The organism is Nonomuraea zeae (genome assembly GCF_005889725.1).
GTDB classification, from domain to species: domain Bacteria; phylum Actinomycetota; class Actinomycetes; order Streptosporangiales; family Streptosporangiaceae; genus Nonomuraea; species Nonomuraea zeae.
Window position 1 is genome coordinate 1 of the sequence record NZ_VCKX01000391.1, and the last position, 9,911, is coordinate 9,911.

Sequence of the window (9,911 nt, forward strand, 5' to 3'; positions counted from 1 at the left end):
AGATGTGTATAGGAGACAGGTGGTGGCCGCCAGCCGGCGACCGGCTGGACGGCCAGGGCGGTGGCCGTTAGGCGTCGACCGGCTGCGCGGCCGTCTTCGCCGCGAGCAGGGAGGCGTGGGTCGGCGCGTCCGGCACCTCGGCCGGCCGGTCCTTGGCGAGCTCCTTGCGCAGCACCGGCACGACCTCCTCGCCGAGCAGGTCGAGCTGCTCCAGCACGGTCTTCAGCGGCAGCCCCGCGTGGTCCATGAGGAAGAGCTGGCGCTGGTAGTCGCCGAAGAACTCCCTGAACTCGAGGGTCCGGTCGATGACCTGCTGCGGGCTGCCCACGGTGAGCGGGGTCTCCTCGGTGAACTCCTCCAGGGACGGCCCGTGGCCGTACACGGGGGCGTTGTCGAAGTACGGCCGGAACTCGCGCACCGCGTCCTGCGAGTTCTTGCGCATGAACACCTGGCCGCCCAGCCCCACGATGGCCTGCTCCGGCGTGCCGTGCCCGTAGTGGGCGTAGCGCTGACGGTAGAGGTTGATCAGGCGGATGAAGTGCTCCTTCGGCCAGAAGATGTTGTTGGCGAAGAAGCCGTCCCCGTAGTACGCGGCCTGCTCGGCGATCTCTGGGCTGCGGATCGAGCCGTGCCACACGAACGGCGGCACCCCGTCGAGCGGGCGCGGCGTCGAGGTGAAGCCCTGCAGCGGGGTGCGGAAGCGCCCCTCCCAGTCCACGACGTCCTCGCGCCACAGGCGGCGCAGCAGCGCGTAGTTCTCGATGGCCAGCGGGATGCCCTGCCTGATGTCCTGCCCGAACCAGGGGTAGACCGGTCCGGTGTTGCCCCGGCCCATCATCACGTCCACCCGGCCCTCCGCCAGGTGCTGGAGCATGGCGAAGTCCTCGGCGATCTTCACCGGGTCGCTGGTGGTGATCAGCGTGGTGGCGGTGGACAGGACCAGGCGCTCGGTCTTGGCCGCGATGTAGCCGAGCATCGTGGTCGGGGAGGACGGCACGAACGGCGGGTTGTGGTGCTCGCCCGTCGCGAACACGTCGAGGCCCACCTCCTCCGCCTTGAGCGCGATCGTCACCATCGCCTTGATCCGCTCGTGCTCGGTCGGCGTCCTGCCCGTGGTGGGGTCCATGGTCACGTCGCCCACACTGAAGATTCCGAACTGCACTTTAGTCACCATCCATGACTGTTGAATCTTTGACGGCTACGGTAGCGCTGAGGGACGCTCAGATATTCCATCATCCCCTGATCGCCCGGACGCCGCCTCAGCCCTGGCGGTGGCCCCGGGCGCGGAACGCGGCCGCCTTGGCGCGGTTGCCGCAGCCGCGCATGTCGCACCAGCGCCGGGTGCGCCGGTGCGAGGTGTCGATGTAGAGCCGGGTGCAGGGGGCGGCCTCGCACTCCCTGATCAGCGCGGCGTGCGGGCCGCCGAGCAGCTCGGCGGCGGCGCGGGCGGTGCTGGAGAGCGCGGAACGAAGATCGCCCCGGCGCTCCAGCCCGCCGGCTCCCAGCAGGACCCCGGCGGGCGGGCGGCCGGCGACCTCGTTGAGCACGAGCCGGTCCGCCTCCTCGTACGCCGATCCCGTACGGGCCGAGGTGGCCAGCCGGTAGATCGCCTCGCGCAGCCGTGCCGCCAGGGCGAGGTCGTCGTCGTCCGCGGCGGGCGGCTCGTCGAGGAGCCCGGCCGACACCGCCCACCTGGCCAGATCCTCGGGGGAGCCCAGCAGGTCGATGTGCTCGCCGCGCCGGCGGCCGACGGTTCCCGCGAGGTCGAGGCCGAGGTTTCCGCTGACGAAGGTGAAGTCCACGGTCCCCATAGTAACCGGATTGACAAGTTACTTTGGAGGCTGCCAAGGTTCGTAACCGATAAGTCCGGTTATTTCGTGAAAGGTGTGGTCGTGGCGACGACGATCTCCGCCACGGCGGGCGGCGCCCGCCGATACGGCTCGCGGCACCGCTGGGTCGTCCTGGCCGTGGGGGTGGGGGCGCAGGGGAGCTTCTCGGCGATGTTCTCCGGCATCCCGGTCACCGGGATCGCGATGCGGTCCGGCTACCACCTGTCCACCAGCGCGCTCGGCATCGTCCTGGCCTGCCTGGGGCTGGGGGTGGCGGTGTCGGATCTCGTGTGGGGGCTGCTGACCGACAGGTACGGCGACCGGCGCATCCTGCTCATCGGACTGACCTCCACCGGGGCGGTGCTGAGCCTGATGGCCGTGGCCGCCACCCCGGCGGACGGCGCCGGGATCGTCGCGCTGGGCGCCGGCCTGCTGGTCGCCGGCGCGCTGGGCGGCAGCGTCAACGGCGCGTCCGGGCGGGCGATCATGACCTGGTTCGCGGACGGGGAGCGCGGGCTGGCGATGAGCATCCGCCAGACGGCCATCCCCGCAGGGGGCGCGGTGGGCGTCGCGCTGCTGCCCTGGCTGGCGGACGTGTACGGCTTCCGCGCCGTCTACGCGCTGCCGTCGGCGTTCTGCCTCCTGGCGGCGGCGGCGACCTGGCGCTGGCTCCACGAGCCGGACCAGCCGCCCGCCCCGGCGACCGCTGAGGCCGCCCTTGGGACAGGCGAGAAGGCCGGAAGCGGTGCGGGCCGGGCTGCAGAGCCGGGCACGGGACCGGCCGTGGAGCCGGGGGTGGGGCGCTCGCCGCTGCGGCGCTGGGACGTCTGGCGGCTGGCCTTGTCGTGTGCCCTGCTCACGGTCCCGCAGTTCGCCGTCCTGTCGTTCACGGCGATCTTCCTGCACGACGTCAAGGGCGGTGGCGCGACCCTGGCCAGCGTCACGGTCCTGATCGCCCAGATCGGCGGGGGCGCGGCCCGGATCTGGACCGGCCGGCGGACCGACCGGCGCGGCGGCCGGCGGGCCTACCTGCGCGGCATCGGCGCGCTGACCGGGATCGCCATGGCGGCGGCGGCCGTGCTCACCGGCGCCCCCACCCCGGTCACCGTCGCCGCCCTCGCCATCGGCGGCCTGCTGGCCAACTCCTGGCACGGCGTGGCCTACACCGAGATCGCCGCCATGGCGGGCGCGGCCAGGGCGGGAACGGCGCTGGGGCTCCTCGGCACGGCGCTCTTCGGCGCCGGATTCCTCACCCCGCTGCTGATCCCGGCGGTCCTCGGCCACACCTCCTGGCCGGTCGTCTGGGCGCTCACGGCGGCGCTGTCACTGCTGGCCATCCCGCTGGCCCCCGGCCGACCGCGCGCTACCGGGCCAGCTCGTTGATGTCGGACGGGCCCAGGATCCGCTTGGGCGCACCCCGCTCGGCCACGTTGATCATGGCCCGCCCGATCCGCTCCGTAGTCGTCACCATCGCCGGGAACAACCGGTTGATCAGGGGGAAGATCGGCCTGGTCACGACATAAGCCAGCCGGTAGAGCCGGGTACGGGACGTCACGCCGTACATCGGCTGGATGTAGCCGGGGCGGAACATGAAGGCCCGGAGCGGCAGCTCCAGCAGGGCGTTCTCGGTCTCGCCCTTCACCCGGGCCCACATCGCCCGCCCGTCCGCGTCGGTCCCGGCGCCGGAGACGTACAGGAAGGCCGAGCCGGGGCTGAGCCGCGCGAGCGTGCCCGCCACGGACAGCGTGAAGTCGTAGGTGACCAGCCGGTACGCCTGCTCGCTCAGCCCGGCCGACGACACCCCGAGGCAGAAGAAGCACGCGTCGTAACCGGCCAGCGCGCCCTCGACCGCGGCCAGGTCGAGCAGGTCGTCGTGGCGCAGCTCGCGCAGCTTGCCCCCCACCGGCCCCACGGGGGAGCGGCCGACCGCGAGCACCTCGCTCACCCGGTCGTCGGCCAGGCACTCCCGCAGGACCCCGCGCCCGACCATGCCGGTGGCCCCGAAAAGGATCACTCGCACGCGTCCTCCCAGTCCCGTCCCGGCGCCTTCCCATCCTAGGCCGCCGACCGGCCACGTTCCCGCAGGCGTCCGCACGCCACGGGGAGCGGCTCACCTCGGGGTCGCTCCGATCGTCTCCTCCAACTCGCCGGTCAGCGGGTAGGGCCGCTCGACCGGCAGCAGCGCGCCCACGTCCGCGCCGCCCCTGAGCGCCGCGTGCACCTCGCGCACCCGCTCCGTGATGTCGGCGATCCCCAGCGTCCACTCCGCCACGTAACGCCGCACCGCCTCCCCGGACAGCCCGATCTGGATCGACCGGTACGGCAGCGCCTCGTGCCCGGTCCCGCGCTCGGGATCCCACTGGATCCGCACCGGGCTGCGGCGCAGCCGGGCGGGCCAGCCGGGACGCCCGTCGTCATGGCTCAGGCACGAGTGCGCCAGCGCCCAGGCGAATCCCTCCCGGCTGAGCGAGATCGCCAGCACCCGCTCCTGCCCCGGCTTGGTCGCGTAGCCGCACCGGTACATCATCCAGAGGAACGACGGCTTGATCCACGTCATCCGCTCCATCCTGAACGGCGCCACGAACCGCTGCGCCGCGACGGCCGGGGCCGCGATCGCGGCGTCGTAAGCCTGGTAGACGGTGATCGACTCGTCGGTGTAGGCGGCCCGGATCTGCCGGTGGGGCACGTTCATGCCGTCCAGCCTGGCGAAGATCCGCATCGGCGGGCAAACGGATTATGCCCGGGCCAGATCCCTGACGGCGGCCCCGAGGCGGGCGGCCGCCCGTGGCGGGATGGTCAGGCCGCGGGCCGAGATGCCGATCGCCCACTGCGTGCCGGGCACCACGGCGCCCGCGCACGCGACCTGGTCCCTGAACTGCCCGTGCTCCTCCACCACCTGGCCGGGCCGCAGCCCCGCCAGCTCCTCCTCCAGGTCCTCCACGCTCGAAGGGGTCGAGGGGGTGAAGCGGCGCAGGCCGTACCCGGTAAGGACGCCGCGGCGGACACGGGAGGGGAGGGCGAGCAGGAGCGCCTTGCCGAGCGCGGTGGCGTGCGGCGCCGTCTCCAGGCCCGCCTGGAGGTCCTCCAGCCAGGGCGAGCGCGGCCCCTCGGCGACGTCCACCACGATCAGCCGCCCTTCGGCGAGCTGGGCCAGGTAGGCCGTGTGGCCGGAGTCGGCGGCCAGGTGCCGCAGCACCGCCGAGGCCATCGGTGGACGCTCGAACGCCCCCAGCATCTCGTGGAAGCGCTCGGCCACCTGCGAGCCGAGCAGATAGTCGCCGTCGGGCCGCCGGTGCAGGTAGCCCTCGTAACACAGGGTGCGGACCAGGTGGTAGGAGGTGGACAGGTTCAGGCCGCAGCGGCGGGCGATGACCTTGACCGACAGCGGCCGGTCGGCCCGCGCGACCTCCTCCAGCACGCGGAGCGCGCGCGAGACGCTGCGGATCAGATCGCTGGGTTGTTCGCCGGTCATCCATTCAGCATGTGCGCCATCTGAAAATCGGCCGCCTACCCCGGGCGGCACACCCGTCCGACGATGAGGCCATGCCGGAGATACCGCAGTGGGCCAGTCAGGCGCTGTCCGGGGTCTACGACCCGTGCTGCAGGGAGAAGGGCATCTCGGTCGTGGAGATGGGCCTGATCAGGTCCGTCGAGGTGGACGGCGGCGGCCGGGCCCGGGTGGAGCTGCTGCTGACGTCGGGCTGGTGCCCGTTCGCCGCCCGGGTGCTCACCGAGGTACGCGACCGCATCGAGGAGCAGCCGGGCGTCAGCGAGGCGGAGGTGGAGGTCGTCTGGGACGAGGCGTGGACGGTGGAGCGGCTCTCCCCGCGAGCGGCCCGCCTGCTGCGCTTCCTGCCCGCCCCCGCCGACGTCCCCGACCGGGAGGCCTACATCAGGGAGGAACTGCGATGATCGACGACTTCTTCGTGTTCGACAGCGTGGCCCACGTGTTCAACTTCGAGCCCAAGAACGCCTTCGGCTCGGCGGGCCAGATGTTCTCCAACCACCTGTACGCCTTCCACACCACGCTCACCCCGGAAGGCGAGACCAAGCTGCCGGCCGAGGAGTTCCTGCGGCAGTGGACGATCGACGACATCCGGCGCATGGTCTACGACGAGTCCGACACGGACATGCTGGTGGCGATGCCGCTGCCGCTCACCGACCTCTACCACGACGGCCTGTCGCCGTGGCAGGAGTGCGCGGAGCTGGCCGCCCGCGATCCGGACCGCACGATCTTCTGGGGCACGGTCAACCCGCTCGAAGGCCGCAAGGCGCTCGACCTGATGGAACGCCAGGTGGGGGAGTACAACGCCCGCGCGTTCAAGCTGTACAACGTCCGCTACGACTACGGCTCGCCCTACCCGTGGCGCATGGACGACCCGCGGGTCGCCTTCCCCATCTTCGAAAAGGCCCGCGACCTGGGCATCAACCTGATCGGCGTGCACAAGGGCGTCCCGCTGGGCCCGCAGCCGATCGAGCACACCCAGACGTGGGACATGGACGGCGCCGCCGCGAACTTCCCCGACATCAACTTCGTCATCTTCCACGTCGGCCTGCCGTTCCTGGACGAGACCTGCTGGCAGCTCATCCGCTACCCCAACCTGTACGCCGACCTCGCGGCCACGATCAACTTCATCGTCCGGGCGCCCAGGATGTTCGCCGAGATCATCGGCAAGCTGCTCTTCTGGTGCGGCGAAGACAAGATCATCTACGGCTCGGAGGCGCCGATCTTCCACCCGCAGTGGGCGCTGCGGGCGTTCAGGGACTTCACGATCCCGCAGGATCTGTGCGACGGGTACGGCTACCCGCAGCTCACCGACCAGGCCAAGCGCAAGATCCTGGGCGAGAACCTGCTAAGGCTGCATGGCCTTGGTCCGGTGCACGGCCTGTAGGAGCCCGATCGCGAGCAGCCCGGCGACCGTGGCCGAGCCGCCGTACGACACGAACGGCAGCGGCACCCCCACGATCGGCATGAGCCCCACCGTCATGCCCACGTTCAGGAACGTCTGGAACGCGATCCACGACACGATGCCGCCCGCCAGCACGCTCCCGTACGCCGAGTGGCTGCGCCGCGCGATCGCCAGCCCGCGCCACAGCAGTGCACCGATGGCCAGCACGATGAGCGCCGCCCCGGCGAACCCCAGCTCCTCGCCCGCCACGGTGAAGATGAAGTCGGTGTGCTGCTCGGGGACGAAGTGCCCGGCGGTCTGCTCGCCGTTGAACAGCCCCTTGCCGTAGAGACCGCCGGATCCGATGGCGATGCGCGCCTGGGCGGCGTTGTACCCCACGCCGCCCGGGTCGGCTCCGGGATCGGCCAGCACGAGCAGCCGTTCCAGCTGGTACGGGCGGACGAACCCGAGCCGCCACGCCGCCGCCCCCGCCCCCACGGCGCCGGCCGCGAGCACCAGCAGCCACCGCTTGGGCGCCCCCGACACCAGCAGCGCCCCCGCGACCATGGCCGCGAACACCAGCATCGTCCCCAGGTCCGGCTGCAACGCGATCAACCCGATCGGCACCGCCGCCAGCACCAGCGCGAGCAGCACCCCGCCGAACCCCGGCCGCCGCTGCCCGTCGCGCAGCTCGCCGAGCGGCACCGCGAACGCCAGCGCGAGCGCCACCTTCGCGAACTCCGACGGCTGGAACTGCACCCCGGGGACCAGCACGATCCACGAGTGCGCCCCGTTCACCCGCACGCCCAGAGGGGTCAGCACGCCCGCCAGCGACACCAGCGCCAGCACGTACGCCGGCGGCACGTACGCCCGCAGCACCCGCAGATCGACCCGCGACACCAGCCACATCAGCACGAGCCCCGCGCCGACGGCCACCGCCTGCCGCACGAGCAGCGCGTGCCCGCCCCCCATCCGAGTAGCCGACCACACCAGCAGCAGCCCGGTCGCGGACAGGGCCAGCGCGAGCAGCGTCAGCACCCGGTCGGGCGCGGCCAGCGACGGCGCCCACACGACCCGCCTCTTCCCGGAGATCGCGATCATCGCCGCTCCCGCAGCCCGAGTATGCCCTCCCAGATGGCCCGGGCCGCCGGTGCCGCGCCCTCGGCCCCCCTGCCGCCCTCCGACAGCACGACGACCACGGTGTAGGCGGGATCGGGCGCGAACGAGGCGAACCAGGAGGTGTCCCGGCGGCCGAACGACTCCGCCGTCCCCGTCTTCCCGGCCACCGCGATCTTGTCGAACGGGAACCCCTTGAACGCCCCTTCCGCCGTCCCCGACCGGGGCACCTGGCTGAGCGCCTGCCGCATGAACCGCAGCGTCCCGGCCGAGGCGGGCAGCCGGCCGGCGACCGGAGGCGTGATCGTCTCGACCGGCGTCCCGTCGGCCCCCACGACCCGCAGGCCCACCCGCGGGCTGTGCAGCGTGCCGCCGTTGGCGATGGCCGCGTACGCCCGCGCGAGCTGCAGCGGCGTCACCAGCACGCCGCCCTGCCCGATGGCGAAGTTGGCCGCGTCACCGCCCCGCCACACGCCGCCGCCCCGGCAGCTCTCGGCGGCGACCGCCGTCAGGTACGCCGCCCGCCCCCGGTCGGCCAGCTCCGGATAGCCCTGGTCCGCCCGCCGGCAGCTGTCCTTGCGCGTGGCCTGCCACAGGGCCTTCTTCGACGCCCGGTCGGGCACCGCTCCGGCCGCCTCGCCCGGCAGGTCCACGCCGGTCGGCCGGCCGAAGCCGAACCCGCGCGCGGTCTCCTGCATGACGTCGGACCCGCGCGCCCAGAGCTCGCCGGCGATCCGGTAGAAGATCGTGTCGCACGACCGCACCAGCGCCCCGTGCATGGTCATGACGCCCAGGTCGGCGTCGGCGAAGTTGCCGAACATCCGGTCGCCCACCCGGTAGCCGCTCGGGCAGTCGTAGGAGGCGTCCAGCGCGTACCCGGCGGTCGCGGCGGCGGCCACGGAGGCGACCTTCCACGTGGAGCCGGGCGCCCATTCGCCCTGCACGGCCCGCGACAGCAGCGGCAGCGCCGCATACTCGCGGGCCGTCACGCCGTCGGTCCAGACCGCCGGGTCGTAGGCGGGCCGCCCGGCCAGCGCGACGACCCGGCCGGTGCCCGACTCCAGCACGACGGCCGCACCCGACGAGCCGCCCGTGCCGGCCAGGCCGCGGCCCAGCGCCTGCTCGGCGATGGCCTGGATGCGGGAGTCGATGCTGGTCACGAGCGTGTCGCCGGGCACGGGCGGATCGTGGCGGACGATCCTGGTGACGCGGCCGGTGTGGTCCACCGCCACGTCGCGCCGGCCCGGCTGTCCCGCCAGGCGGGAGTCGTACACCGCTTCGAGCCCGTCGCGGCCCTTGGCGCCCTGCACGTACCCGAGGGTGTGCGCCGCCGCCGCGCCGGACGGGTAGACGCGGACCGGCCGCAGCTCCGTGCGCACGCCGGGGAAGTCCTGCGGCCGCTCGCTGATCTGCAGCGCCGCCGGCACGGCGACGCCCCCGGCGACCGGGATCGGCTCGTACGGCGAGCCCTGCCAGCACGGCTGTGCCACCTCCGGCCCGCACAGCCGGACCTTCTCCGCGATCTGCCGGTACGGCTGCCCCAGCACCTTCCCCAGCCGGGTGAGCACCGCCCGGCCGCCGTCGGGCTGGTGCGCCAGCTCGACGGCGTTCACCGTGACCACGGGCCTGGTCCTGTTCGTCACGAGCGGGCGACCCGCCACGTCGAGGATCTGGCCTCTGACCGGCGGCAGCGACACGGTCCTGATCCGCACGTCGGCCGCCGCCCGCACGTATTCGGCACCGCTGACCACTTGCAGGAACCACAGCCGCCCGACCAGCGTGAGCAGCATCGACACGACGACCAGCCGCAGCACGAACAGCCTGGCCCTAGACACGGCGCGCTACCGGCCGGGGCTCCGGGCCCGCGGGCCTGCGCCGCAGCAGCAGCGCGCCCACCGGCGCCCCGATCGCCACCGTCCACGCGAGCGTCGGCGGGAGCCAGGCCGCCACCGACGCCCAGGGCTCGTCGCCGAGCGCCACGGCCGCCCCGGCCTGCAGGAGCGTGCCCAGCGCCGCACCCGCCCCGCTCAGCAGCCTGGCTCTTATACACATCTGACGCTGCCGACGATACCCCGTT

At 72.9% G+C, this 9,911-nt stretch carries 11 protein-coding genes; 3 read left to right on the forward strand and 8 right to left on the reverse strand.

The genetic code is table 11. The annotated features are described in order from the left end of the window. Window positions 1–67 precede the first annotated feature (67 nt). Both ETD85_RS55960 and ETD85_RS55965 read right to left on the reverse strand, forming a co-directional pair. A complete protein-coding gene (locus ETD85_RS55960) occupies window positions 68–1,162 on the reverse strand; it encodes an LLM class flavin-dependent oxidoreductase (RefSeq protein WP_138697991.1) in 1,095 nt (364 codons plus the stop codon). 97 nt (window positions 1,163–1,259) lie between these two features. Then, entirely contained in the window at window positions 1,260–1,802 is a 543-nt protein-coding gene (locus tag ETD85_RS55965) for a CGNR zinc finger domain-containing protein (protein WP_138697992.1), read from the reverse strand. A gap of 90 nt (window positions 1,803–1,892) precedes the next feature. Between ETD85_RS55965 and ETD85_RS55970 the strand changes: the two genes are divergently transcribed. Continuing rightward, entirely contained in the window at window positions 1,893–3,212 is a 1,320-nt protein-coding gene (locus ETD85_RS55970) for an MFS transporter (RefSeq protein ID WP_206059508.1), read from the forward strand. Here ETD85_RS55970 and ETD85_RS55975 read toward each other — a convergent pair. The 3 genes from ETD85_RS55975 to ETD85_RS55985 all read right to left on the reverse strand — a co-directional run bounded on the left by ETD85_RS55975 (window position 3,193) and on the right by ETD85_RS55985 (window position 5,301). Further along, complete coding sequence (locus ETD85_RS55975; protein ID WP_138697993.1) at window positions 3,193–3,849, reverse strand: Rossmann-fold NAD(P)-binding domain-containing protein; 657 nt, start codon at window positions 3,847–3,849, stop codon at window positions 3,193–3,195. The two genes, ETD85_RS55970 and ETD85_RS55975, sit on opposite strands and share 20 nt — an antisense overlap. Window positions 3,850–3,939: 90 nt before the next feature. Then, window positions 3,940–4,521 (reverse strand): DUF4291 domain-containing protein, encoded by a 582-nt coding sequence (locus ETD85_RS55980; protein ID WP_138697994.1) that lies wholly within the window; start codon window positions 4,519–4,521, stop codon window positions 3,940–3,942. Between the two features lie 42 nt (window positions 4,522–4,563). Continuing rightward, window positions 4,564–5,301, reverse strand: coding sequence for an IclR family transcriptional regulator (locus ETD85_RS55985; protein ID WP_138697995.1), 738 nt, complete (start codon window positions 5,299–5,301; stop codon window positions 4,564–4,566). A gap of 71 nt (window positions 5,302–5,372) precedes the next feature. Here ETD85_RS55985 and ETD85_RS55990 point away from each other — a divergent pair, with 71 nt between their 5' ends. Both ETD85_RS55990 and ETD85_RS55995 read left to right on the forward strand, forming a co-directional pair. Then, complete coding sequence (locus tag ETD85_RS55990) at window positions 5,373–5,741, forward strand: metal-sulfur cluster assembly factor (RefSeq protein WP_138697996.1); 369 nt, start codon at window positions 5,373–5,375, stop codon at window positions 5,739–5,741. Continuing rightward, window positions 5,738–6,721, forward strand: a complete 984-nt coding sequence (locus ETD85_RS55995; RefSeq protein ID WP_138697997.1) for an amidohydrolase family protein — start codon at window positions 5,738–5,740, stop codon at window positions 6,719–6,721. Before ETD85_RS55990 ends, ETD85_RS55995 begins: the two co-directional genes overlap by 4 nt. Here the strand turns inward: ETD85_RS55995 and rodA are convergent. The 3 genes from rodA to ETD85_RS64070 all read right to left on the reverse strand — a co-directional run. Next, the gene (rodA, locus tag ETD85_RS56000) at window positions 6,683–7,819 is read right to left on the reverse strand and encodes a rod shape-determining protein RodA (protein WP_138697998.1); all 1,137 of its coding nucleotides are present in this window, start codon (window positions 7,817–7,819) and stop codon (window positions 6,683–6,685) included. The genes ETD85_RS55995 and rodA overlap by 39 nt on opposite strands. Continuing rightward, the gene (gene mrdA / locus ETD85_RS56005; protein ID WP_206059509.1) at window positions 7,816–9,669 is read right to left on the reverse strand and encodes a penicillin-binding protein 2; all 1,854 of its coding nucleotides are present in this window, start codon (window positions 9,667–9,669) and stop codon (window positions 7,816–7,818) included. Before mrdA ends, rodA begins: the two co-directional genes overlap by 4 nt. Further along, window positions 9,662–9,911, reverse strand: a 250-nt coding sequence (locus ETD85_RS64070; RefSeq protein WP_206059510.1) for a hypothetical protein, incomplete at its 5' end; no start/stop codon positions are given. The genes ETD85_RS64070 and mrdA, both read right to left, overlap by 8 nt.

What these genes read in the sequence shown, in the direction of transcription:
- ETD85_RS55985 (WP_138697995.1), bottom strand. Translation starts at nt 5,301, where the DNA reads ATGACCGGCGAACAACCCAGCGATCTGATCCGCAGCGTCTCGCGCGCG.
- ETD85_RS55990 (WP_138697996.1), top strand. Translation starts at nt 5,373, where the DNA reads ATGCCGGAGATACCGCAGTGGGCCAGTCAGGCGCTGTCCGGGGTCTAC.
- ETD85_RS55980 (WP_138697994.1), bottom strand. Translation starts at nt 4,521, where the DNA reads ATGAACGTGCCCCACCGGCAGATCCGGGCCGCCTACACCGACGAGTCG.
- ETD85_RS55995 (WP_138697997.1), top strand. Translation starts at nt 5,738, where the DNA reads ATGATCGACGACTTCTTCGTGTTCGACAGCGTGGCCCACGTGTTCAAC.
- rodA (WP_138697998.1), bottom strand. Translation starts at nt 7,819, where the DNA reads ATGATCGCGATCTCCGGGAAGAGGCGGGTCGTGTGGGCGCCGTCGCTG.